This is a genomic window from Pseudomonas sp. AAC (genome assembly GCF_000725445.1).
GTDB lineage: Bacteria > Pseudomonadota > Gammaproteobacteria > Pseudomonadales > Pseudomonadaceae > Pseudomonas > Pseudomonas citronellolis.
Map to the genome: position 1 here is coordinate 96,648 of NZ_KL647094.1, position 24,412 is coordinate 121,059.

Below are 24,412 nucleotides of genomic sequence, written 5' to 3' on the forward strand. Positions count from 1 at the left end.
GATTTGGAAAAAGAGCGACGCCCCTCCGCCTTGCCTGAACCGCGGCGGCGTCGCCGGCGCGAGCCACCCCGCCACAGCCTGGGCGGGACGCGCCACCACCCCGTACAACGACAATTCAGGGGCGCGATCGATGATTACCCAATACAAGGCGCCGGACCCCGCTCCGGCGCTCAAGGACCTTACCGAGCGGGTCCGCTTCCTCGGCACCGAGGGCAAGGTCTGGCTGGACGAACAGCGCATGTTGCTGGTCCAGGCAGCGATGATGGCCAGCATGCGCCGCGAGCTGATCGAGATGCTCGGTGTGGAGCGGGCCAAGGGCTTCTTCCTGCGCATGGGCTACCAGTCCGGGCTGAAGGACGCCGAGCTGGCGCGCAAGCTGCGCCCGCAGGGCAACCCGGTGGAGATGTTCTTCATCGGCCCGCAGCTGCATTCGCTCAAGGGCATGGTCAAGGTGTGCCCGCTGCAGTTGGAGATCGACCTGGACAGCGGCCATTTCTATGCCGACATCGAATGGCAGGACAGCTTCGAGGTGGAGAACTGCCAGGCCGAAAACCTGCACTCCGAGCAACCGGTGTGCTGGATGCTGCTGGGCTACGCGATCAGCTACAGCTCGTTCTTCCTCGGCCGCCAGGTGCTCTACAAGGAAGTCAGCTGCCGTGGCTGCGGCGGTGCGCAGTGCCGCATCGTCGGCAAGCCGGTGGAGCAATGGGAAGACGCCAACGACTTCCTGCGCTACTTCCAGAGCGACCCCATCATCGACGAACTGCAGGCCCTGCAGGTGCAGGTGGCGAACATGCGCCAGCGCCTGCAACTGCAGGCCGGGCAGTTCTACGGCATCGGCCAGGCCCCGGCCTACAAGCGTTGCTGCGCGCTGATCGACAAGGTTGCCCCCGGCAAGGCCTCGGTGCTGCTGCTGGGCGAGACCGGCACCGGCAAGGAAGTCATCGCCCGTAGCCTGCACCTGCGCAGCGAACGCGCCGGCAGCCCCTTCGTGGCGCTGAACTGCGCGACCATCCCACCGGACCTGATCGAGGCCGAGCTGTTCGGCGTCGAGAAAGGCGCCTACACCGGCGCCCAGCAGTCGCGCATGGGCCGCTTCGAGCGGGCCAACGGCGGCACCCTGTTCCTCGACGAGATCGTCGAGCTGACCCCGCGCGCGCAGGCCAGCCTGCTGCGGGTGCTGCAGGAAGAGGAACTGGAGCGCGTCGGCGACAGCCGCACGCGCCAGGTGGACGTGCGCGTCATCGCCGCCACCCACGAGGACCTGGAGCAGGCGGTGAAGCAAGGCCGCTTCCGCGCCGACCTGTTCTACCGGCTGAACGTGTTCCCGGTGCGCATCCCCGCCCTGCGCGAGCGCCGCGAAGACATCCCGCTGCTGATCGAGCACTTCCTCGCGCGCCTGCACGAAAGCTACGGCAAGAAGACCCTCGGCCTCAGCGACCGCGCCCTGCAGGCCTGCCTGCAGTACGACTGGCCGGGCAACGTGCGCGAGTTGGAGAACCTCATGGAGCGCGGCGTGATCATCACCGACGAGAACCAGAGCATCGGCCTGGACGCCCTCTTCCCCCACGCCCCGCCGGAAGCCGAGAGCATCGGCCTGGCCAGCGACGGGCGCCTGGTGGCCAGCGCCGGGCAGGCGCCGTGGGTCGGGCAGATCATCGACAGCGGCATCGGCCTCGACGCGCTGGAGGAAGCACTGATGCAGGAAGCCATGGCCCGCAGCCAGCAGAATGTCTCCGAGGCCGCTCGCCTGCTGGGCATGACCCGCCCGGCGCTGGCCTACCGGCTGAAGAAGTCGCCGGGCGAAGGCGCCCCCGGGCGGGCTTGAGCATTTGGACGAAGGCCGACCGGGCACTTCACCAAATGCTCGACCGGCCTGCCCCTTTCGCCGTCCAGAAAAAACAGAACTCCTTTTATATCAACAAGTTGAAAGATTGGCACCGTCTTTGCTCAGCCACCTTCGCGGTACCTGACGACAAGACCAACAAGGTGAACCCCATGACCGTGAAGATTTCCCGGACTGCCGAAATCCAGACCTTCTTCGAAGAGGCCGCCGGCCTGCGCAACGAACAGGGCAACCCACGCCTGAAACAAATCGTGCTGCGCATCCTGCAGGACACCGCCAGGCTCGTCGAAGACCTGGAAATCACCGACGACGAATTCTGGACCGCCGTCGACTACCTCAACCGCCTGGGCAACCGCGGCGAAGCCGGCCTGCTGGTGGCGGGCCTTGGCATCGAGCATTTCCTCGACCTGCTCAGCGATGCCCGCGACGCCGAAGCCGGCAGGACCGGCGGTACCCCGCGCACCATCGAGGGCCCGCTGTACGTGGCCGGCGCCCCGCTCAGCGAAGGCGAGGCGCGCATGGACGACGGCAGCGACGCCGGCATCCCGATGTTCCTGGCCGGCCGCGTGCTGGACCTGCGCGGCCAGCCCATCGCCGGCGCCACCGTCGACGTGTGGCACGCCAACACCAAGGGCCTTTACTCCTACTTCGACCCGAGCCAGGCCGAGTACAACCTGCGCCGGCGTATCCGCACCGACGCCGAGGGTCGCTACCGCGCCCGCAGCATCGTGCCCAGCGGCTACGGCTGCCCGGCCGACGGCCCGACCCAGCAATGCCTGGACCAGCTCGGCCGCCACGGCCAGCGCCCGGCGCACATCCACTTCTTCATCTCGGCGCCCGGCCATCGCCACCTGACCACCCAGATCAACCTGGCCGGCGACCGGTACCTGTGGGACGACTTCGCCTACGCCACCCGCGACGGGCTGATCGGCGAGGTCAACTTCGTCGAGAATGCCCACGGCATCGCAGGCCGTTGCGCCGAGGTCGTCTTCGACTTCCAGTTGCAGCCCGCCAGCGAAGCCACCGATGAGCGACGCAGCCAACGCCCACGCGCCCTGCAGGTCCAGGGCGCGTAGGGCTCCTTCGTACCCATTGCCGGGCAAGGCACGGCGCGCACCTTGAGGTACGGCATTTCCCGGAGGGACAACTGCCGACAGCGCCGAGGCGCCCATCGCCCCTGCCCGACCGGGCACCGGCCGTCCCACCCGCACCGTGCCCCTGCAGGAGCGAGCCCTGCGTGCGAAATCGCGGGCAGGCCCCGCTACAGGTAGCTGGGATGTATTGAGCAACGGTCTTGCCGGCCGCGCCGGGGTGCTCGCTCCTACGAGAAGCCGTCCGGCTGCAGCCCACGGATCGCGCTGGGCACCAACCCCGTCCAGCGCTTGAACGAGCGGCGGAAGTTGGTAGTGTCGGTGAAGCGCAGGTACTGCGCCACCTCGTCGTTGCCGTAGCCGCGTGACCAGTACAGGTACAGGGCGACGTGCTTGCGCACTTCGTCGTGCAGGGCCTGGAAGTGCGTGTGGTGCTTCTGCAGCTTGCGCTTGCAGGTCGCCGGGCTCATGCCCAGGCGTGCGGCCAGTTGCTCCAGGCTCAGCGGGTCGTGGGCCTCGCGTTGCAGCAGGCGGTACAGGTGTTCGAGGAAGCCCTCGCGCAGACCCAGCGCCTGGCGTTCGCGCTGGGCGTCGCGCCGGGCCGCCTGGCCGGCGGTGGCGGCGGCCCGTGGCCAGGGTTTCACCAGGTATTCGCGGGGGATCAGCATGGCGTCCACGTGGCTGTCGAACTGCAGTTGCAGGCCCAGGTGCGCCTGGTACTGCTCCAGGTAGCCCGGCTGGGCATGGGCGAACAGGTAGCGCCAGGGCAGGTGCTCGCCGGCCAGCCAGCGGCACAGCGCGGTGACGGCCGTCATGCTGCTCTCCACCAGGAAGCGCCGGGTGCCGCCCAGGCCGCAGGCGTCCACCCAGTACAGGCAGGCGTAGCGCTCCTCCAGCAGCAGGCGCGGCGCCAGCAGCGGGCAGAAGCGCGCGCGGTGCTGCAGCAGCAGGTCCAGCGCCTCCTGCAGGTTGCCGGCCAGGGCCAGGGCGCTGCTCGCCGCACCTCTGCCAACCCTAACTCCGCACCCCCTCCCTAACCCTCCCCCGCAAGCGGGAGAGGGAACCGTTCGGCATGATGCGGAATCACGAAGCTCCCTGGCTCAACGCAGCCATGTTGGGTGCATAACACCCCAAGCATCGCGGTCGTAGGAGCAACCGTCTTGCCGGCTGCGCCGAGGTGCTTTTCGTAGGATGGGTTGAGCTTGCGAAAACCATGTGGCCGGGGTGATGGGTATCGCTTCGCTCAACCCATCCTACGGGGCTGAGCACAGCCGGCAAGACAGTCCGTAGGGCGCATAACACTCCAAGCGTTATCCACCCCACCCGCACCCTCCCCATGTAGGAGCGCGCCCTGCGCGCGATTCACGGGCAGGCCCCGCCGCCTCAGGGCGGGGCCCAATACACTCCCTGGCCGCTCAATCCCCGCCCTGGGCGCGGGCCGCGCGGTAGCGTCCGGGGCTCATGCCGGTCCACTGGCGGAAGGCGCGGTGGAACGCGCTGGGCTCCTGGAAGCCGCAGCGCGCGGCGATCTCGGCGATGCTCAGGCTGGCATCATCCAGGCACTCGAAGGCCAGCGCCCGGCGCACCTCGTGCTTGATCATCTGGTAGGAAAAGCCCTCGCGCTCCAGTTGGCGGCGGAAGGCCGATTCGCTCAGCGCCAGCTGCGCGGCCATCTGCGCCTGGGATGGCCAGTCCAGGTCGCCGCCGGCCTTCAGGCGGCGGTAGACCTTGGCCGACAGCCCGGAGCGGTTGCGGAAGCGCACCACCACGCCCTCCGGGGCCTGGCGCAGGAACTGCTTGAGGCTGGCGAAGTTGCGGATCACCGGCAGCGCCAGTTGCTGGGCATTGAACTCCAACTCGGTGTGGTCGGCGTCGAAGCGGATCCACGGCCCCCACAGCAGCGGCTCGGCGCCGTGGGGCGGCTGCGGGTGGCCGAAGCGGGCGCGGTCGGGGTTGATGCGCCGCCCCACCAGCCAGCAGGCCACGCCGATGACCATGCTCAGGTAGATTTCCTCTGCCACGCAACGCAGGGTGGCGTCGTCGATGCGCGTGTGCAGCACGATGGCCGCACGGTTGCCGCGCAGCTCCAGGTGCGCGCGGATGTCACGCAGGAACAGGTTGAAGCCGGCCAGGCACTGGCGCAGGGCGCGGCCCAGGTCCGGCTCGTGCAGCACGCTGCGGCAGACCATGGCGAAGGCGCCGCGCGGCAGGCCGGCGGAATCGAAGGCGAAGAACTCGTCGCCCAGCTCCTCGGTCAGCAGCAGCCACAGGCGCGTCACCGCCTCCGCCGGCACCCGGTGCAGCGGCTCGTCCAGCCAGTGCGGCTCGATGCCGGCCTGCGCCAGCAGCTCGGCGGCGCGCTGCGGGCGGTCAGCCAGGCGGTGCAGCGCGGCCTTCACGAAATAGGCCGCCACCGAGTCGCGCCGGCGCGGGGTGGCCGTCCGTTCCTCGGGGCCCAGGGCGGGTTTCATCATCCGATATGTCCAAATTCGTCAGCCGGGGCTGCGCAATTCTGGCATAGGACGCCGCCGCATCGCCTTCTAGACTGCTCGCCATTCTGCCAGGAGCCCTTCCCATGCACAGACCAGAAGTCTTCGTCGTCAGCGCGGTGCGCACCGCCATCGGTACCTTCGGCGGCACCCTCAAGGACACCCCGCCCGCCCAGCTCGCCACCCTGGTCACCCAGGCCGCGCTGGCCCGCGCCAACTGCGACGCGCAGCGCGTCGAGCACGTGGTGTTCGGCCACGTCATCCCCACCACGCCCAAGGACGCCTACATCAGCCGCGTGGCGGCGCTGCAGGCGGGCATTCCCAAGGAGGCCCCGGCCTTCACCGTCAACCGCCTGTGCGGCTCGGGCCTGCAGGCCATCGTCAGCGCGGCCCAGGGCCTGATGCTGGGCGACTCGCACATCGCCATCGCCGGCGGCGCCGAGTGCATGAGCCAGTCCGGCTACCTGGTGCCCAGCGCCCGCTGGGGCGCGCGCATGGGCGACGTGAAGATGCTCGACTACATGCTCGGCGCCCTGCAGGACCCGCTGCACGGCATCCACATGGGCATCACCGCCGAGAACATCGCCAAGCAGCACGGCATCACCCGCCAGGACCAGGATGCCCTGGCCCTGCAGAGCCAGCAGCGCGCCGCCCGCGCCACCGCCGAAGGGCGCTTCGCCGGGCAGATCGTCCCGGTGGAAATCCGCAGCCGCAAAGGCACCAGCCTGTTCGAGGTGGACGAGCACGTGCGCGCCGAGGCCAGCCTCGAGCAACTGGCGAAGATGAAACCGGCCTTCCTCGAAGACGGCAGCGTCACCGCCGGCAACGCCTCGGGCCTGAACGACGGCGCCAGCGCCCTGCTGCTGGCCAGCGCCGAGGCGGTGAAGAGCGAAAACCTGCAGCCCATCGCGCGGGTGGTGGCCTACGCCCACGCCGGCGTCGAGCCCACCCTGATGGGCCTCGGCCCGATCCCGGCCACCCGCCTGGCCCTGCAACGCGCCGGCCTGAGCGTGGCCGACCTGGACGTGATCGAGTCCAACGAGGCCTTCGCCGCCCAGGCCTGCGCGGTCAGCCGCGAGCTGGGCTTCGACCCGCAGAAGGTCAACCCCAACGGCTCGGGCATCTCCCTGGGCCACCCCATCGGCGCCTCCGGCGCGATCATCGCCACCAAGGCCATCCACGAGCTGCAGCGCATCCAGGGCCGCTACGCACTGGCCACCATGTGCATCGGCGGCGGCCAGGGCATCGCCGTGATCTTCGAACGCGTCTGATCGGGCCGGCCGGCCCCGGAGGCGCCCAACCCACGAAACGGGCGCGTCGCGGCCGGCCGCCCTTTCGGCGCGCCTTCCCGGCAAGCAGACCGATACGACGTACAGGTGCCCAGATGACCGCCTCCCCCGGCTCGCGTTTCGCGCGCAACCGCCCCAAGGCCCTGGAGCTCTTCGCCCGGCGCGGCTTCGCCCAGGTCAGTCTGCGCGAACTGGCGCGCCACCTGGAGCTGACCGCGGGCTCGCTCTACAGCCATTGCGCGAGCAAGGAAGAACTGCTGCTGGAGTTCATCGAGGAACACTACCTGGCGCTGCTTTCGCTGTTCGACCAGCGCCGGCTGCGCGGCTGCCCCAAGGCCGCCCTGCAACGGGTGGTCGAGGGCCTGGTGGCGTTGTACGAAAGCAACCCCCTGCACTTCCAGCTGGCGACCCGCGACGCCGGCTGCCTCAGCGACGAACAGCGCCAGTGCGTCGAACGGCTGCGCCGGCAGCTAGGCCAGAAGCTCGATGCGCAGCTGGGCGCCGCCGGCTACGCCAGCCCCGGCCAGGCCTGCCAGCCCACCCTGGAGCTGTTCGAACACCTGCCCCTGTGGCTGGCCCGCTACCCGCTGGACCAGCAGCAGCGCTGCGCCACCCTGCTGCGCTCGCTGACCGCCGCGCTGGCGCCTGGCGCCTGAAGCGGCGGGGCCGGCACGGCGCCGGCCCCGCGGCGGCTCAGAAGCGCACGGCCACCCCGGCGGTGACGTTGAACGGATCGCCCGGGTAGAAGTTGGCCGAGTCCCGGCCCTTGGCGTCGTAGGCGGTGTTGGCCGCGGTGGCGTAGTGCTCGTTGGTCAGGTTGCGCAGGTCGAGGAACACCTCCCAGCGCCGGCCCGGCGCCTGGTAGCCCAGCTTGGCGCCCCACAGCGTGTACGAAGGCGCGCCCAGGCTGTTGGCGTAGTCCACATAGTAGCTGGAGGCCGCCCGCGCGTTGAGTTCGGCGTAGTAGCCGTCGTGCCGCTGGTAGTTCAGCTGCGCCTGGTACACCTGGCGCGGCAGGCTGGGCAGTTCGTTGTCGCCGAAGGTGCTGTCGCCGCGGTAGTGGAAGTCGTTCAGCGTCCAGGCCTGGCGCAGGTCCAGGCGGTCGCCGTTGGCGCCTTCCCAGAGCTGGATGCCCAGCCCCGCCTCGATGCCCTGGTGGATGGTCGGGCTGGCGTTGGAATTGGCCACCAGCGCATCCGCCGTGGCTGTGGCCTGGCGCACCACCACCGAGAGCAGTTCGTCCTTCACCCAGGAGCGGTACAGCGTCAGGCTGCCGTCCACCACCCCGACGCTGCCGCGGATGCCCACCTCCAGGGTGTCGGCCTTCTGCGGGGTGAGCGGGCGGATGTAGGGCACGCCGGTGCTGCCCAGTTGCCAGGTCACCGGCGGGTCGATGGAGCGGCTGGCGTTGCCGAACAGCTGGATGTCCGGCGTCAGCTGGTAGCGCAGGCCGATGCGCGGCGCGGCGTACCACTTGTTGTAGCTGACCGCGCTGGGGAACTCGCTGGTGTTGGCGCTGGTGCTGTACTCGATGCTCACGTCGCGGTCGATGTTGATCGCCGAGAGCCCGCTCACCAGCCACAGGCGCGGGTCCAGCTGCAGCTCGTTGCCGAAGGCGAACACGGTATCCCGCGAGCCGGTGTAGTCGGTGTGCTGCAGCAGTTGGCCGGTGGCGCGGCTGCGGGACTTCACGTCGGCGAACTGCGAGCGGGTGCTGCTGAAGGTCAGGGTGGTGTCGCTGGGCAGGCCGAACAGGCGGTCCTGGCTGCGCAGGTAGCGCAGCGTCAGGTTGGTGTCGGTGGAGCGCCAGTCCTGCGGCGTGGCCGAGTAACGCCAGCCGTTGAGCAGCGGGTAGTCGTTGACGCTCAGGCCCACCTGCAGCCGCGAGTCGTCGTCGAAGCGGTAGGTGGTAGTGCTGCCGACCCAGGTGGAGCCATCCTTCTTGCGCCCGGTGGGCACCTTGTTGGAATTGGAGTCGTGCTTGATCTGCGCGCGGGTCAGGGTGTTGCCCTGGGTCAGCGTCTCCTCGCGGTAGCGCACGATCAGCCGGGTATCCAGGCGCTCGTTGAAGCGGTGGCCGAGGTTGGCCACCAGCTCCTGGCCCTTGTTCGGGGTGTCGTGCTGGTAGCCGTCGCGCTCGTTGTGGAAGATCGACACGTAGTAGTCGCTGTCGTCCACCACCCCGCCGGTGCTCAGCTGCTGCTTGCGGTAGCCGAAGCTGCCGGCCTCCAGGCGCAGGTAGTTGCCCGGCGCGGTGTAGCCGCTGTGGGTGACGAAGTTGATGGCGCCGCCCAGGCTGGTGGCCGCGTAGTCGAAGGCGTTGGCACCGTAGAGCACCTCGGTGTGATCGATGCCGTTCATGCTCAGGTAGTCTTCCTGGGTGCCGCCCGGGCCGGTGATGGGCAGGCCGTCGAACAGGTATCTGATGCCCAGCGCGTAGCCCTGGTAGAAGGTGTTCAGGCCCGAGCCGCGGATGGAGATCTTGTTCGCCCCGCTGCCGCTGGTGGCCTGGGCGAAAATCCCCGGCTGCAGCGCGAACACGTCCTCGGCGTTGGTCGCGCGGCCCTTCTCCACTGCCTTGTTGTCCACCACCACGGCCGCGCCGGGCACCTTCTTCAAACGCTCCTCGGCCTTCTGCGCCTCGCTGCGGGCGGCGCCCTCCACCACCACGGTGGCCAGGCGGGTATCGCCATCCTCCGGCTGGGCCGCCCACAGCGGGCCGCCGGCCAGGCACAGGCCGGCGCCGAGGCTCAGCAGCCGGCCCCCCAGGCCGGCGCGGGTTGTACGGGTCATGGTTTTTTTCGAATGCACGGCAAGGCTCCTTAGGTCCTCCAATGAGTGGGCGAGCCTCTATGCGCATAGTCGTGCTCGACAGCGCTTTCGCAGAATCCATGCCAAGCATTAATTCATTACGAATCAAACAGTTGAGAAAAATCACGCTGTACTCGAAGGAACATCTGTTGCCGCGTTGTTGATCGCTCTACAACCCGCCGCCAACCGCCCGCTGCTCAGCCAGCAACAGCGAATCGACAAACTGCCCGCGCAGCAGCGTGGAATCGAGGCGCAACCCCGCTGAAACGGGCCTTCCAGGCCGGGCATGGCTTGTGCAACGCAGCCTGGGCGGCCGCTCTGCGAGCGCACGCCGCCCCGTCTTCCACCTGCAGAAGGCTGCCCACGCTTGAAGCCCAGACGAACACCCCCACAGCCCCTGGCCCTCGCCCTGCCCTTGCTGCTCGCCGCCGCGCTCGGCGGCTGCCGCGACGCGCAGGACCACCAGGCCCACAGCGACACCCCGGTCAGCGGCGGCACCCTGACCTACGCCACCGACCGCGAACCTATCTGCCTCGACCCCCACGTCGCCGGCGACATGCCCCAGGTGTTCCTCGGCCGGCAGTTCCTCGACTCGCTGGTGTCCATGGACGCACAAGGCCGCATCGGCCCCTGGCTGGCGAAAAGCTGGGAGGTCTCCGCCGACGGCCTGAGCTACACCTTCCACCTGCGCGACGACGTGCGCTTCAGCGACGGCACGCCGTTCGACGCCAACGCGGTGAAGGCCAACCTCGACCACATGGTCGACCCGCGCACCCAGTCCAGCACCGCCGGCGGCTATGTGCGCCAGTACCGCGGCACCGACGTGCCCGACGCGCACACCGCGGTGGTGCACCTGGCCACGCCCTACGCGGCCTTCCTCGAAGTGCTGGCCCAGGGCTTCCTCGGCATCCAGTCGCCCGCCGCGCTGCGCCGCCCGCGCGACGAGAACTGCGAGAGCCCGGTGGGCAGCGGCCCGTTCAAGGTGGTGCGCTGGGACCGGCAGAGCCAGGTGGTGCTGGAACGCAACCCCGACTACCACTGGGCGCCGCCCACCGCGGCGCACCAGGGGCCGGCATACCTGGAACGCATCGTCTGGAAGTTCATCCAGGAACCCTCGGTGCGCTTCGCCTCGCTGCAGGCCGGCGAGGTGGACGTGATCGAGAGCGTGCCGCCGGAATCCCACGCCGCCGCGCGGGCCAACCCGGAGGTGTCACTGCTGGTCGCACAGCGCCCCGGCAACCCCACCAACGGCACCCTCAACATGACCCGCGCGCCCTTCGACGATATCCGCGTGCGCGAGGCCTTCATCCGCTCGGCCGACATAGAAGCGGCGCTGAAGAGCGTGTACTTCGGCGAATTCCCCCGCGCCGGCGGCCCGCTCAGCCCGGCCACGCCCTTCTACAGCGCGGACTTCGAACACGCCCAGGACTACGACCCGCTGCGCGCCGAACAACTGCTCGACGCCGCCGGCTGGACCGGGCGCGACGCCGAGGGCTACCGCAGCCGCGGCGGCAAGCGCCTGCAGGTCCACGTGATCATGGGCAACCGCACGCCGCCATCGGAGTTCAGCCTGTGGGAGCAGGTGCAGGCCACCGCCCGCCGCGCCGGCTTCGAGGTGATCATCGAGCAGATGAGCGACGTGCTCGCCCAGCAACGCCAGGCCGACTGGGACTACGACATCCGCCTGGGCTACTGGAACACCAACACCCCGGACGTGCTGCGGATCATCTTCGGCTCGGCCTTCCTGCGCCCGGCCGGGGTGCGCGGCTACCACCAGAACACCGCCGGCTTCGATGACCCGCGCTTCGACGCCCTGGTGGAACAGGCCCTGGCCACCCAGGACGGCGAGCGCCGCCGCGAGCTGTACCACCAGGCCCAGGCCCTCGCCTCCAGCCAGTACCTGCAGCTGACCACCTACCCGCAGAGCACCCGCCTGGGCATCTACAAGCGCGCCCACGGCGTGCGCCTGGAGCCGTCGCTGGCGGTCACCTCCCTCTACGACGCCTGGGTGAACCCATGAGCCAGCCCCTTACCGCTCCCGACCCGCGCCGCGAGCGCCTGCTGCGCCTGGCCCGCCACGCCGCCTGGCGCCTGCTCGGCGGCCTGCTGGTGCTGTGGGCCGCCGCCAGCCTGACCTTCTTCGCCCTGCGCCTGATGCCCGGCGACCCGGTGCTGGCCATCCTCGGCGGCCCCAGCGGCAACCCCACTCCGGAAACCATCGCCGAGGCCACCCGCGAATACGGCCTGGACCGGCCGCTGGCGGTGCAGTACGCCATCCACCTGGGCCACCTGCTGCGCGGCGACCTCGGGGTGTCCTACTCGCAGCACCTGCCGGTGACGCGCATCCTCGCCGAGCAGACCGGCCCCACCCTGCAGCTGACCTTCGCCGCCCTGGCCCTGGCCTGGCTCATGGTGCTGGGCTGGACGCTGCTCAGCGCCGGCCGCCGCCACTGGTTCGGCGGCCTGGCCTCGCTGCTGGAGACCCTCGCCGCGGCGCTGCCGCAGTTCTGGCTGGCGATCCTGCTGCTGGCCGCCTTCGCCTTCGGCCTGCAGCTGTTCCCGCCGGCCGGCAGCGACGGCCTGCGCAGCCTGGTGCTGCCGGCCCTGGCGCTGGCGGTGCCGCTGGCCGGGTTCATCGGCCAGGTCACCCGCGAGGCCCTGGAGATCACCCTGGAGCAGCCCTTCATCCTCTCCGCGCGCACCCGCGGCCTCAGCGACCGCGCCGTGCGCTACCGCCACGCCCTGCGCCACTCGGTGCTGCCGGCCATCTCGCTGTCGGGCTGGGCGCTGGGCGCGCTGCTCAGCGGCTCGGTGGTGGTGGAGGTGATCTTTTCCCGCAAGGGCCTGGGCCGCCAGCTGTTCCAGGCCGTGCAGAGCCAGGACCTGCCGCTGGTGCTGGGCATCACCCTGGTGGTCGCCGCCGGCTACGTGCTGGCCAACATCCTGGTCGACCTGCTCTACGAGCTGGTCGACCCCCGCCTGCAAAGGAGCGCCCCATGAGCGAACTGGCCCCGAGTCTCGAACTGCCCCTGGCGCCGCGCCGGCAGGCCCGCGCGCTGCCCTGGCCGGCGCTGCTGGCGACGACCTTCCTCGCCGCACTGGTGGCCGCCGCGCTGTTCCCGCCGCTGTTCGCCCACGGCGACCCGCTGGCCATCCAGCCGCGCGAGGCGTTCAGCGCGCCGGGCTGGGCCCACTGGTTCGGCACCGACCAGTCCGGCCGCGACATCTACGCGCGGGTCATCCACGGCGCGCGCCAGTCGCTGACCATTGGCCTGGCCGCCACCGCCCTGGCGATGAGCATCGCCATCGGCCTGGGACTCGCCGCGGGCCTGGCCGGCGGCGCCGTAGACCGCGGCATCGGCTGGCTGCTGGAAGTGCTGTTCGCCTTCCCCAGCCTGATCCTCGCCCTGCTCTTCGTGGCCATCTTCGGCAGCGGCATCGGCCCGCTGATCATCGCCACCGGCATCGGTAGCGCGCCGGGCTACGCGCGCATGGTCCGCGGCCAGGTGCTGGCGGTGCGCCACGCCGGCTACATCGAGGCCGCCCGCGCCCTGGGCCACGGCCCGTGGCGCACCATCGCCCGGCAGATACTGCCCAACGCCATGCGCCCGCTGATCGTCACCCTGACCATGGGCGTGGGCCACGCCATCGTCTGGGCCTCGGCGCTGAGCTTCCTCGGCCTGGGCGCGCGGCCGCCGGCGCCGGAATGGGGGACCATGCTGTCGATGGGCCGCGACTTCATCGTCAACGCCTGGTGGCTGACCTTCTTCCCCGGCCTGTTCATCGTCCTCACCACCCTGTCGACCACGGTCGCCGGGCGCTACCTGCAACAACGCCTGGAGGGCCGCCGCTGATGCCGCGCCAACCGCTGATAGTCGAAGACCTGTCCGTGCATTTCGGCGAGCACCGCGTGCTCGACCGCCTGTCCTTCACCCTGCCGCCGGGCCGCGCCCTGGCGCTGGTGGGCGAATCCGGCTCGGGCAAGAGCGTGCTGGCGCGCAGCCTGGTGGGCCTGGCCGGTGCCGGCGCACAGGTGCAGGCGCGGCGCCTGGAATACGCCGGGCGCGACCTGCTGGCCCTGGACGAGCGGCGCTGGCGCGAACTGCGCGGCCGCGAGATCGGCTTCGTGCTGCAGGACGCCCTGGTGTCCCTGGACCCGCTGCGCCCGGTGGGCCAGGAAATCCTCGAAGTGCTGAGCACCCACCGCTGGGGCGACCGCCACAGCCGCCAGCAGCGCGTGCTGGAGCTGCTGGAGAAGGTCGGCGTGCCAGAACCGGAATTGCGGGCCCGGCAACGCTCCGAACAACTCTCCGGCGGCCTGCGCCAGCGCGCATTGATCGCCAGCGCCCTGGCCCTGGACCCGGGCCTGGTGATCGCCGACGAGCCGACCACCGCGCTGGACGCCACCGTGCAGGCGCAGATTCTCGGCGTGCTGCAGCAGGTGAAGGCGCGCGGCGACTCACTGCTGCTGATCAGCCACGACCTGGCGGTGGTCGCCCAGCTCGCCGACGAGGTGCTGGTGCTGCGCCACGGCGAGGTGGTGGAACAGGGGCCGATCGAGCAGATCCTCCACGCGCCGCGCCACCCCTACACCCGCAGCCTGCTGGAGGCGATCCCCGCCAACTGCCCGCGCGGCACGCGGCTGACGCCCGGCGCAGCTCCCGCGGTGCGCCGCGCGGAGGTCGCACAGCCACAGGTGCTGCTGGAAGCCCGCGGCCTCGGCAAGCGCTACCGCGGCCCCGACCAGCAATGGCGGCAGGTGCTCGACGACGTCAGCTTCCGCCTGCACGCCGGGCGCACCCTGGGCATCGTCGGCGAATCCGGTTCGGGCAAGAGCACCGCCGCGCGCATCGCCCTCGGCCTGCTGGAACCGGACGCCGGCAGCGTGGCGTTCGCCGGCCAGCCCTGGAATGCCGCCGCCGCGCAGCGCATCGCCGAGCGTGAACGGCGCCCGCGGCGGCGCGACATCAGCGTGATCTACCAGGACCCGCTGAGCTCCTTCGACCCGCGCTGGAGCGTCGGCCAGGTGCTCGACGACGCCCTCCAGGCCGGCGGCCTGGAAGCCACGCGGCGCCCGGCGCGCATCAGCGAGCTGCTGCGCCAGGTGCGCCTGCCGGCGGAACTGGCGCAGCGCCGCCCGTTGCAACTCTCCGGTGGGCAGCAGCAGCGCGTGGCCATCGCCCGCGCCCTGGCCAGCCAGCCGAAGGTGATCATCTGCGACGAACCGGTGTCGGCGCTGGACGTCTCGGTGCAGGCCCAGGTGCTCGACCTGCTGGCCGACCTGCAGGACGAACTGGGCCTGGCCTACCTGTTCATCTCCCACGACCTGGGGGTGATCCGCCACCTCAGCGACGAAGTGCTGGTGATGCTGCAGGGCAAGGTGGTGGAGGCCGGCCCCACCGAGGCGGTGCTGCGGAACCCGCAGCATCCCTACACCCAACGCCTGCTGGCCTCGGTGCCGCAACTGCCGGCGGAGGGCCGACCGAAGGTGGCGCAACTGGCACCGGCCAGCGTCGACCTGGCGCCGCCGTTCGAAGAGCGCTGGTTGTGGGGGTTGGCGGTTTGAGGGGGGGCGCTGCTGTTGTAGGAGCGAGCTTGCTCGCGAACGGTGTCAGCCGGTGAGGCTGGTGTGGGAGGTTGACTCCGTACCCTCTCCCCAGCCCTCTCCCTGAAGGGAGAGGGGGCTTTGTCCGTGCCGACTGAAAGCGAGGTTTCAGCCGGGTACCACAGCATCCGGCGAACTCCAGAGCACCCGAACACACCGAACGGTCCCCTCTCCCTTCAGGGAGAGGGTTAGGGAGAGGGCGCTCTTCAGGACAGGCACCACCTCCGACCGGCTGACCCTGTTCGCGAGCAAGCTCGCTCCTACGAAAAAAACACCACAACTTCCCCCGCCCCCGCAATACAACTTCCCGCCACCCAACACCCCGTTATTTGCATATAACCCAAACACTGCGCACAAACCAACAGAACATCAGCACCTGTTGATCCAACGCAAGCAGACAAAAACCCATAAAAACCACCAATACCTTGATTTAAAAGAACTTAACTACTTGGCACGAGTCCTGCTCAAGTACAGATGGAGCATGACTATACGAATAGAAAGCCAATTACTTTATCTATTCCATGAGGATTCGAAGTTGGTGGTTAATTATTCTGGGGGTGAGTGGGGGAAACTTGCCGTGGCTATTCGCCGGGCAACATTCTGGTCGGCAAGTTTCGGTTCGGCGGTATTGCTGGTGGGGACCCAGGCAATGGCCGAAACCGCAGGCAGCGATGCCAGCGACAGCAATAAGGAAAACAGCGGTACCCGCCTGCAAACGGTAGTGGTGCAGGCGCAGAAAGAGACTCCGGTGGAAGCGGCGCGCAAACAGCTCGCCGAAGTGCCCGGCGGCACCAGCGTGGTGTCCAGTGAGGAAGTATCCCGGGGGCGCAACACCACCCTGGGCGACGTGCTCGCCTACCAGCCCGGCGTATTCGTGCAGTCGGTCGGCGGCAACGACGCCCTGAAGATTTCCATTCGCGGCTCCGGGATCGTCAACACGCCCGGCTACTTCCGCGAAGGCATCAAGTTCATGTACGACGGCCTGCCCATCACCGGCGCCGGCGGTACGCCCTATGAGTTCCTCAACGCCATAGGCGTGGACCACACGGAAATCCTCCGTGGCGGCAACGCCTTCGACTATGGCGCCGTGGCCCTGGGTGGCGCGGTGAACTTCGTCACCCATACCGGCTACACCGCGCCCGGCGAGCGCATCCGCTACGAGACCGGCAGCTGGGGACTGCAGAAGACCGTGCTGAGCACCGGTGGCGTGCAGGGCGCGCTCGACTACTACGTCAACGTGGACAACTACCGCAGCCGGGGCTACCGCAGCGACTACAGCCTGTCCAAGAGCTCCGGCGCGGTGATCAACGTCGGCTACCGCTTCAGCCCGCAGCTGGAGTCCCGCTTCCTGGTGCGCTACCGCGACGAATTCCACCAGGACCCCGGCGCCCTCACGCTGCCGCAGCTCAAGCACGACTCGTCCCAGCCCGGCCCGACCAACCTGGCCAGCCGCGCCAGCGGCCGACGGCCCGGGTCCGTGTGGCTGGGCAACAAGACCAACTACACCTTCGACGACGGCTCGAACGTCGAGGTGGGCCTGGGCTACTACGACTACCCCCACGCCAACAACAAGGACAACACCGTCGGCAACCCCGGCTTCTGGGATTGGCATGACCTGAACCTGACCCTGCGCTACGCGCGCACCGACTTCCTGGCCGGCCACGAGAGCCGCTCCAACGTCTCACTGACCTCCACCGAACACATCCTCGGCCGGGTCAAAACCCTCAAGGGCAACAACCGCAGCCAGGTGGTGAACAAGAAGTCCTTCAAAGGCTCGGCGGACCGTACCGTTTCCCTGGGCAACGACCTGGAGCTGCTGGACCGCCTGTGGCTGACCACCGGCCTGTCCGCGGTCAACGTGCGGCGCAACGTGGAAATCCATTACAGCAACCAGACCAACGCGCCGGGGGAAACCAACTACAACAACTGGAGCCTGGCGCCGCGCATCGGCCTGCGCTACGAGCTGACCCCCGACCTGCAACTGTTCGGCAACTTCACCCGCTCGGTGGACGCGCCGCTGGACTGGCGCTACGCCAACAGCAAGGACCAGATCACCCCGCTGGTGGAGCAGAAGGCCAACACCCTGGAAGTCGGCATCAAAGGCCATTACGACCGCTTCGACGGCAGCCTGTCGCTGTACCGCTCCTGGGTGCGCGATGAACTGCTCACCGTGGTGGACGAGGCGGAAACCGCCAAGCAGGGCAGCATCGTCACCGCCACCTACAACAGCAGCACGCCGACCACCCACCAGGGCGTCGAACTGGGGCTGGACACCCTGCTCTGGGGCAACCCCCAGGGCGAGAAAGTGGTGCTGCGCCAGGCCTACACCTACAACGACTTCCGCTACCGCGACGATCCGCGCCTGGGCGACAACCACCTGCCCGGCATCCCCGAGCACGTCTACCAGGCCAAGCTGGAATACCAGCACCCCTCCGGCTTCTACGGCGGCGTCAACGTGCAGTCGGTGGCGCGCACGGCGGTGGATTACACCAACACCCTGTACGCCCCCTCCTACACCATCTTCGGCGCGACCACCGGTTTCGAAGCACCGAGCAAGAAATGGCAGGTGTACCTGGACCTGAAGAACCTGGCGGACAAGGACTACGTGACCACCGTGTCCCCCGTCTACAACGCCGTAGGCAACAAGAACACCGCGAGCTTCTACCCCGGCGACGGCTTCGGCGTCTTCGCCGGCGTGGAGTTCAGGCTCTAGCCCCGAGGGGCGCGGATGCCAGGCCCCGCGCCCCGTTCCCTTGCCTACCCAGGAAGCCTTCCATGCAACCAATCCGAAGCGCCCAGCACTCCCGCCCCGGCATACGCCGGCTGGGCCTGGCGCTGTGCGCCCTGCTGGCCCTCGCCGGCTGCTCGGGGCCCGACGATCCGGCCGCCGGCAAGGCCGACGCCGCCGTGGCGCCGGCGCAGTCCGCCGCCCTCGACACCGGCACCCTCAAGGACGGCCAGCTCAGCTACCCTGCCGAGGACTTCCACGAGCAGGCCCCCGGCAAGCCCGGCGGCACGCTGCGCGCCAGCGCGGCGCTGGACACCTATTCCTTCGACATCCACGCCCTGTCCCACGGCAACGTGCAGTGGCTGGGGCGCATCCTCTACGACTGCCTGGTGTACCAGGACGAACAGGGCAAGGTCTCGCCCTGGCTGGCCAAATCCTGGGAGATTTCCGCGGACGGCCTGACCTACACCTTCCACCTGCGCGACGACGTCACCTTCAGCGACGGCAGCAAGTTCAACGCCGAGGCCGTGCGCATCAACCTCGAACACATGCGCGACCCGGCCACCAAGTCGCCGCTGGCCGCGGCCTACATCGCGCCCTACCAGTCGGGCAAGGTGCTCGACGAGTACACCTTCCAGGCCACCCTGCGCGAGCCCTACTCGCCCTTCCTCGACGTGCTGGCGCAGTCCTGGCTGGGCATGATCTCGCCGAAGCAGATCCTCGAAGACCCGAAATCCATCGCCGCCCACCCGGTGGGCTCCGGGCCCTTCGTGCTGGAAAGCTACACCCGCGACCAGGGCGCCAGCTTCGTGCGCCGCGCCGGCTACCACTGGGCGCCGCCGGTGCTGCGCCACCAGGGCCCGGCCTACCTGGAGCGCCTGGAGCTGAGCTTCGTGCCCGAGGCGCTGATCCGCTACAGCTCGCTGGTCTCCGGGCAGTACGACTTCACCCTGGACGCGCCGACGCAGAACGCCCAGGCCATCCGCAAGGACCCGCAACTGGTACTGCGCAGCCGCATCCGCAAGGGCAACCCGGTGCGCAGCCTGACCTTCAACGTCGAGCGCTTCCCCTTCGACGACGTGCGCGTGCGCAAGGCCCTGGCCCGCGCCATCGACCGCGAGGGCCTGGCCTGGATCAGCGGCTTCGGCGAATTCCAGGTCAAGGCCGACTTCCTCGCCGCCAACACCCGCTTCTACGACCCGGCCTGGCGCAACGCCCTGGGCTACGACGTTGCCGCGGCCAACGCCCTGCTCGACGAAGCCGGCTGGACCGCGCGCGACGCCGAGGGCTACCGCAGCCGCGACGGCCGGCGCCTGGCCGCCACCCTGCTGATGATCGACAGCCCGGCGCTGCCCGCCAACGTGGCGGTGGCCATGCAGGCCGACGCGAAGAAGATCGGCATCGACCTGGGCCTGCGCGTGCTGCCCCAGGCCCAGGTCAACGACCTGCGCTACGCCGGCGACTACCAGGCGCTGGTCGGCGGCTACTGGCACACCAACACCCCGGACGGCCTGTACATCCTCTACCACAGCAACTCCATCGCCACGCCGAAGCTGATCGGGCAGAACAGCGCGCGCCTGCGCGACGCCCAGTTGGACGACCTGCTAGCCCGCGCCCGCCGCAGCACCGACGCGGCCGAGCAGCAGCGCCTGTACAGCGCCGCCCAGCAACGCCTCACCGAAGTGGTGCCGGCGGTGCCGGTGTACGAAAGCCAGTTGACCATCGCCTACCGCCGCGACGTCAAGGGCGTGGTGTTCGACAGCTCGCACAACGTGCCCTTCTTCACCAGCGTCTGGCTGGACCGGGAGCCGCAACCATGAAAGCCCTGCGCCGCGTGTTCTGGCGTTTCCTCGGCGGCCTGGCGGTGCTCTGGGGCGCCGCCAGCCTGACCTTCGTCGCCCTCAACGTCAGCGGCGGCGACCCGGCCCTGGCCATCCTCGGCGGGCCGGACGCCATGCCCACCGCCGAAGCCATCGCCCAGGTGCGCCGCGACTACGGCCTGGACCAGCCGCTGGCGGTGCAGTACGCCCACTACCTGGGGCGCCTGGTCCAGGGCGACCTGGGCGAGTCGTACCGCCTGCGCATCCCGGTGGCCCAGGCCATCGCCGGGCAGGTCGGCGCCACCGCCCAGTTGGCCCTGTGGGCGGCGCTGGCCGCGGTGCTGCTGGCGGTGAGCGCGGCGGTACTGACCGCCAACCGCGCGCCCTGGGCCCGCGGCCTGGCCTCCGGCGGCGAGCTGCTGCTGTCGTCCATGCCCAGCTTCGTGCTCGGCATCCTCCTGCTGCTGGTGTTCTCCTTCCAGCTGCACTGGCTGCCACCCACCGGCTCGCGCGGCTGGAAGAGCCTGGTGCTGCCGATCCTCACCCTGGCCCTGCCGGTGGCCGCGGTGCTGGCCCAGGTGCTGCGCCAGGAGCTGGAGGAAATCCTCGAACAGCCCTTCATCGCCATGGCCCGCGCCCGCGGCCTGTCCGAGGCCGGCGTGCGCCTGGGACACGCCCTGCGCCATGCGCTGACGCCGCTGATCACCCTGTCCGGCTTCGTCTTCGCCGCGCTGCTGGGCGGCGCGGTGATCACCGAGAACCTGTTCGCCCGCCAGGGCATCGGCCGCCTGATGCTCAACGCGGTGAACGACAAGGACGTGCCCGTGGTGCTCGGCATCACCCTGCTGGCGGCGGCGATCTACGTGCTGGTGAACCTGGCCGTGGACCTGCTCAACGCCCTGGTCGACCCGCGGGTGAGCGAGGCATGAGCATGACCGCGAGCATCGCCCTGGCCCAGCTGCGCCAACTGTTCGACGCCCACGAGGCGCCGCCCCCTTCCATCGCCCGCCCCGAGGACACCGCGATGATCTTCTCCGACGACCTTCCCGCCGCCGCGAGTGCGCCGGCGCACCCCGACGACAACGCCCTGCTGCAACGCTTCGAAGCGGTGTTCCAGCGCATCGCCGCCGGCGCCATCGAGCGCGAGCAGCAGCGCGAGCTGGCCTACGAGCCGGTGGCCTGGCTGCGCGAGGCCGGCTTCGGCGCGCTGCGCATTCCCCTGGCCTACGGCGGCCTGGGCGCCAGCCTGCCGCAGCTGTTCCGCCTGGTCCGCCGCCTCGGCGAGGCCGACTCCAACCTGCCGCAGATCTTCCGCGCGCACTTCGGCTTCGTCGAAGGCCGCCTCAACGACGACGACGAAGCCAGCCGCCAGCACTGGTTCCCGCGCATCGTCGGCGGCGAGCTGTTCGGCGCGGCCATGGCCGAGCGCAGCGAAGTCACCGGCAACAGCGTCACCCTCGTCCGCGAGGACGACCACTGGCTGCTCGACGGCGAGAAGTACTACTGCACCGGCACCCTCTACGCCGACTGGATCGCCGTGTCGGCCAGCGACGGCGACGAACACGTCGCCGTGGCCGTGGCCACCGACGCGCCCGGCGTCACCCGCCTGGACGACTGGGACGGCTTCGGCCAGCGCCTGACCGGCAGCGGCACCACCCGCTTCGACAAGGTCCGCGTCGAGGAGCACCAGTTGTTCCGCCGCTTCAAGCTCGGCGAAGGGCGCAGCGACAGCTACATCACCGCCTTCTACCAGCAGGTGCACCTGGCCACCCTGGCCGGCATCGCCCGGGCGGTGCTGCGCGACGCCGTCGCCTTCGTCCAGGGCCGCACCCGCGCCTTCGGCATTCCCGGCCGCTCCGAGCCGCGCCAGGACCCGCTGGTGCAGCGCGTGGTGGGCCGCCTGGGCAGCCTGGCGTTCTCTGCCGAGGCACTGGTGGAAGCCGTCTCGGCCACCCTCGAACGCACCTGGCAGGCGCACCGCGCAGGCCAAGCCAGCCGCGAGCTGTACGCCGAGGCCGACATCCACGCCTACCAGGCGCAGCAGATCGTCCTGCCCCAGGTGCTGGAGGCCGCCACCCTGCTCTTCGAGGTCGGCGGCGCCTCGGCCACCAGCAGCGGCCGCCGGCTCGACCGGCACTGGCGCAACGCCCGCACCCTGGCCTCGCACAACCCGGCGATTCTGCGCGAGGCCTACCTGGGCGACTACCACCTCAACGGCACCCTTCCCAGCGAGGCCTGGAGCGAGCGTTTCGCCGCCGCCAAGGCCGCGCAACAGCAAGCCCCCGATACCGAGGAGACCCCGGCATGAGCAACGCACAGCGGCAAATGAGCATCGGCATGAACATCCTCGGCTTCGGCGCCCACGCCGCGGCCTGGCGCACCGGCGAGGCGCCGCCCACCGCCTATCTGGACGTGGGCTACTACCAGAACATCGCGCGCATCTCCGAGCGCGGCACCCTGGACGCCATCTTCCTCGCCGACGGCCCGGCCCTGGCCGGCGACGTCGGCCGCCAGCCGGCCGGGCGCCTGGAGCCCACCGTGCTGCTCACCGCGGTGGCCCTGGCCACCCAGCGCATCGGCGTGATCTCCACCGCCTCCAGCTCCTACAACGAACCCTTCAACCTGGCCCGGCGCATCGCCTCGGTCGACCACATCAGCGGCGGCCGCGCGGCCTGGAACGTGGTGACCAACGCCGGCGACGCCGCCGCGCAGAACTTCGGCCTGGCCGGCGCGCCGCTGCACGTGGACCGCTACGCCCGCGCCGAGGAGTTCGTCGACGTCACCCTCAAACTGTGGGACAGCTGGGAAGACGGCGCCATCCTCGGCGACGCCGCCTCCGGGCGCTTCGCCGACCCGGCCCGGGTGCACGCCATCGACCACGTCGGCCGCTACTTCTCGGTCAAGGGCCCGCTCAACGTGCCGCGCTCGCCCCAGGGCCGCCCGGTGCTGTTCCAGGCCGGCTCCTCGGAGGGCGGCAAGGCCCTGGGCTCGCGCTTCGCCGACGCCATCTTCACCACCCAGACCACCCTCGCCGACGGCCAGGCCTTCTACCGCGAGATGAAGCAGCGCGCCCGCCAGTGGGGGCGCAACCCCGAGCACCTGAAGATCATGCCCGGCCTGTCCACGGTGATCGGCAGCACCGAGGCCGAGGCCCTGGAGCGCTTCGAGCGGCTGAACGGCTACCTGGGCGAAGGCGGCCTGCTGCGGCAGATCGCCCAGCGCATCGGCATCGACGCCAGCGAGCTGGACCCGGACGCGCCGCTGCCCTGGCAGCGCATCGGCCCGGTCAACGAATTCGAGAAGGGCTCCCACGGTTTCCTCGAAGCCCAGCTGAACCTGGCCCGCGCCGAGAACCTCAGCGTGCGCCAGCTGTCGCGGCGCATCCTGGTCGGCCACCGGCTGCTGGTGGGCACCCCCGAGCAGGTCGCCGCCAGCCTGGAGGAATGGTTCCTCGCCGGCGCCGCCGACGGCTTCAACATCATGCCCGACAGCTTCCCCTCGGGCGTGGAGAGTTTCGTCGACGAAGTGGTGCCGCGCCTGCGCAAGCGCGGGCTGTTCCGCCACGAATACCAGGGCTGCACCCTGCGCGAACACCTCGGCCTGCCCTACCCGGCCAGCCGCTACGAACAACCCGCGGCCGCTTCGGCCTGAACCTGCGAGAAACCACCGGCATGAACTACCGCCCACTCGGCAACAGCGACCTCAAGGTCAGCGTCATCGGCCTCGGCAGCATGACCTGGGGCCACCAGAACAGCGAGGCCGACGCCCACCGCCAGCTCGACTACGCGCTCTCGCGCGGCGTCAACCTGGTGGACGCCGCCGAGATGTACCCCACCCCGTCCCGGGCCGACACCTGGGGCGACACCGAGCGCTTCATCGGCACCTGGCTTGCGCGCAGCAAGCGCCGCAAGGACATCGTCCTGACCAGCAAGATCGTCGGCCCGCCGCGCCAGAGCGGGCACATGCAGCACATCCGCGACGGCGCCACGCGCTTCGACCCGGCCACCCTGCGCAGCGCCCTGGACGGCAGCCTCGACCGCCTGCAGACCGACTACCTGGACCTCTACCAGTTGCACTGGCCCAGCCGCAGCACCAACTTCTTCGGCACCCGCGACTACCCCTGGGTGGACGACGAGCAGAGCGACGACATCGGCGAAACCCTCGCCGCCCTGGCCGAGCTGGTGAAGTCCGGGCGGGTGCGCCACATCGGCCTGTCCAACGAAACGCCCTGGGGCGTGGCCGAGTTCCTCAGGCAGTCCGAGCGCCTGGGCCTGCCGCGCATCCTCAGCGTGCAGAACCCCTACAGCCTGCTCAACCGCCAGTACGAGACGGGACTTGCAGAGTTCAGCCACCGCGAGCGCATCGGCCTGCTGGCCTACTCGCCGCTGGCCTTCGGCGTGCTCACCGGCAAGTACCTGGACGGCGCCCAGCCGGCCGGCGCGCGCCTGAGCGCCGGCTCCGCCTACGGCCGCTTCGCCCGCTACGCCAGCGCCGAGGCGCAGCAGGCCACCCGCGCCTACGTCGAGCTGGCCCGCGAGCTGGGCCTGGCGCCGGCGCAGCTGGCCCTGGCCTTCGTCATCGCCAAGCCCTTCGTGGCCAGCGCGCTGAACGGCGCCACCAGCCTGGAGCAACTGGCGCAGAACCTCGACGCCGCCGAGCTGCAGCTGACGCCGGAGGCGCTCGCCGCCATCGACGCCATCCACGCGCGCCTGCCGAACCCGGCGCCCTGACAG

General features: G+C 69.9%; 17 protein-coding genes and 1 pseudogene. 14 read left to right on the forward strand and 4 right to left on the reverse strand.

Features of this window, described 5'->3' with window-relative positions; all coding sequences use genetic code 11:
* Positions 1–130: 130 nt before the first annotated feature.
* Both FG99_RS00430 and catA read left to right on the forward strand, forming a co-directional pair.
* Positions 131–1,828: a sigma-54-dependent Fis family transcriptional regulator gene (locus FG99_RS00430; RefSeq protein ID WP_009619650.1), complete on the forward strand. Its 1,698-nt coding sequence runs from the start codon at positions 131–133 to the stop codon at positions 1,826–1,828.
* Between the two features lie 170 nt (positions 1,829–1,998).
* On the forward strand, positions 1,999–2,922 hold the full coding sequence (catA, locus tag FG99_RS00435) for a catechol 1,2-dioxygenase (RefSeq protein ID WP_024128350.1): 924 nt from the start codon (positions 1,999–2,001) through the stop codon (positions 2,920–2,922).
* A 245-nt stretch (positions 2,923–3,167) separates the two neighbouring features.
* On the opposite strand, the gene FG99_RS32690 is transcribed toward catA, so the two are convergent.
* The 3 genes and pseudogenes from FG99_RS32690 to FG99_RS00445 all read right to left on the reverse strand — a co-directional run bounded on the left by FG99_RS32690 (position 3,168) and on the right by FG99_RS00445 (position 5,411).
* Positions 3,168–3,605 carry a helix-turn-helix domain-containing protein gene (locus FG99_RS32690; RefSeq protein ID WP_256204832.1) on the reverse strand — a complete coding sequence of 146 codons (438 nt, stop codon included), beginning with the start codon at positions 3,603–3,605 and terminating at the stop codon, positions 3,168–3,170.
* A pseudogene (locus tag FG99_RS32695) lies at positions 3,585–3,929 on the reverse strand (AraC family transcriptional regulator ligand-binding domain-containing protein); the annotation flags it as partial. The gene FG99_RS32690 and the pseudogene FG99_RS32695, both read right to left, overlap by 21 nt.
* Positions 3,930–4,352: 423 nt before the next feature.
* On the reverse strand, positions 4,353–5,411 hold the full coding sequence (locus FG99_RS00445) for an AraC family transcriptional regulator (RefSeq protein WP_051878287.1): 1,059 nt from the start codon (positions 5,409–5,411) through the stop codon (positions 4,353–4,355).
* 101 nt (positions 5,412–5,512) lie between these two features.
* Here FG99_RS00445 and FG99_RS00450 point away from each other — a divergent pair, with 101 nt between their 5' ends.
* Together FG99_RS00450 and FG99_RS00455 are read left to right on the forward strand one after the other, a co-directional pair.
* On the forward strand, positions 5,513–6,697 hold the full coding sequence (locus tag FG99_RS00450; protein ID WP_009619642.1) for an acetyl-CoA C-acyltransferase family protein: 1,185 nt from the start codon (positions 5,513–5,515) through the stop codon (positions 6,695–6,697).
* 113 nt (positions 6,698–6,810) lie between these two features.
* Entirely contained in the window at positions 6,811–7,371 is a 561-nt protein-coding gene (locus FG99_RS00455) for a TetR/AcrR family transcriptional regulator (RefSeq protein WP_043266531.1), read from the forward strand.
* Positions 7,372–7,408: 37 nt separating this feature from the next.
* Here the strand turns inward: FG99_RS00455 and FG99_RS00460 are convergent, their stop codons facing one another.
* Positions 7,409–9,508: a TonB-dependent receptor family protein gene (locus tag FG99_RS00460; protein WP_051878289.1), complete on the reverse strand. Its 2,100-nt coding sequence runs from the start codon at positions 9,506–9,508 to the stop codon at positions 7,409–7,411.
* A 385-nt stretch (positions 9,509–9,893) separates the two neighbouring features.
* On the opposite strand from FG99_RS00460, the gene FG99_RS00465 reads away from it, so the two are divergent.
* The 10 genes from FG99_RS00465 to FG99_RS00510 all read left to right on the forward strand — a co-directional run bounded on the left by FG99_RS00465 (position 9,894) and on the right by FG99_RS00510 (position 24,409).
* A complete protein-coding gene (locus FG99_RS00465; RefSeq protein ID WP_218187140.1) occupies positions 9,894–11,546 on the forward strand; it encodes an ABC transporter substrate-binding protein in 1,653 nt (550 codons plus the stop codon).
* Positions 11,543–12,526: an ABC transporter permease gene (locus tag FG99_RS00470; protein WP_043266532.1), complete on the forward strand. Its 984-nt coding sequence runs from the start codon at positions 11,543–11,545 to the stop codon at positions 12,524–12,526. The genes FG99_RS00465 and FG99_RS00470 overlap by 4 nt, the downstream gene beginning before the upstream one ends.
* Positions 12,523–13,380, forward strand: a complete 858-nt coding sequence (locus tag FG99_RS00475) for an ABC transporter permease (RefSeq protein WP_043266534.1) — start codon at positions 12,523–12,525, stop codon at positions 13,378–13,380. Before FG99_RS00470 ends, FG99_RS00475 begins: the two co-directional genes overlap by 4 nt.
* The gene (locus FG99_RS00480; protein WP_043266536.1) at positions 13,380–15,092 is read left to right on the forward strand and encodes a dipeptide ABC transporter ATP-binding protein; all 1,713 of its coding nucleotides are present in this window, start codon (positions 13,380–13,382) and stop codon (positions 15,090–15,092) included. Before FG99_RS00475 ends, FG99_RS00480 begins: the two co-directional genes overlap by 1 nt.
* A 688-nt stretch (positions 15,093–15,780) precedes the next feature.
* Complete coding sequence (locus FG99_RS00485; RefSeq protein ID WP_256204819.1) at positions 15,781–17,844, forward strand: TonB-dependent receptor family protein; 2,064 nt, start codon at positions 15,781–15,783, stop codon at positions 17,842–17,844.
* Between the two features lie 62 nt (positions 17,845–17,906).
* A complete protein-coding gene (locus tag FG99_RS00490) occupies positions 17,907–19,679 on the forward strand; it encodes an ABC transporter substrate-binding protein (protein ID WP_051878295.1) in 1,773 nt (590 codons plus the stop codon).
* Complete coding sequence (locus tag FG99_RS00495) at positions 19,676–20,608, forward strand: ABC transporter permease (protein ID WP_043266538.1); 933 nt, start codon at positions 19,676–19,678, stop codon at positions 20,606–20,608. The genes FG99_RS00490 and FG99_RS00495 overlap by 4 nt, the downstream gene beginning before the upstream one ends.
* Before the next feature lie 2 nt (positions 20,609–20,610).
* Positions 20,611–21,987, forward strand: coding sequence for an acyl-CoA dehydrogenase family protein (locus FG99_RS00500; protein ID WP_081884533.1), 1,377 nt, complete (start codon positions 20,611–20,613; stop codon positions 21,985–21,987).
* Positions 21,984–23,330, forward strand: coding sequence for an LLM class flavin-dependent oxidoreductase (locus tag FG99_RS00505; RefSeq protein WP_043266540.1), 1,347 nt, complete (start codon positions 21,984–21,986; stop codon positions 23,328–23,330). The genes FG99_RS00500 and FG99_RS00505 overlap by 4 nt, the downstream gene beginning before the upstream one ends.
* A gap of 20 nt (positions 23,331–23,350) precedes the next feature.
* Positions 23,351–24,409 (forward strand): NADP(H)-dependent aldo-keto reductase, encoded by a 1,059-nt coding sequence (locus tag FG99_RS00510; protein ID WP_043266542.1) that lies wholly within the window; start codon positions 23,351–23,353, stop codon positions 24,407–24,409.
* Positions 24,410–24,412 lie beyond the last annotated feature (3 nt).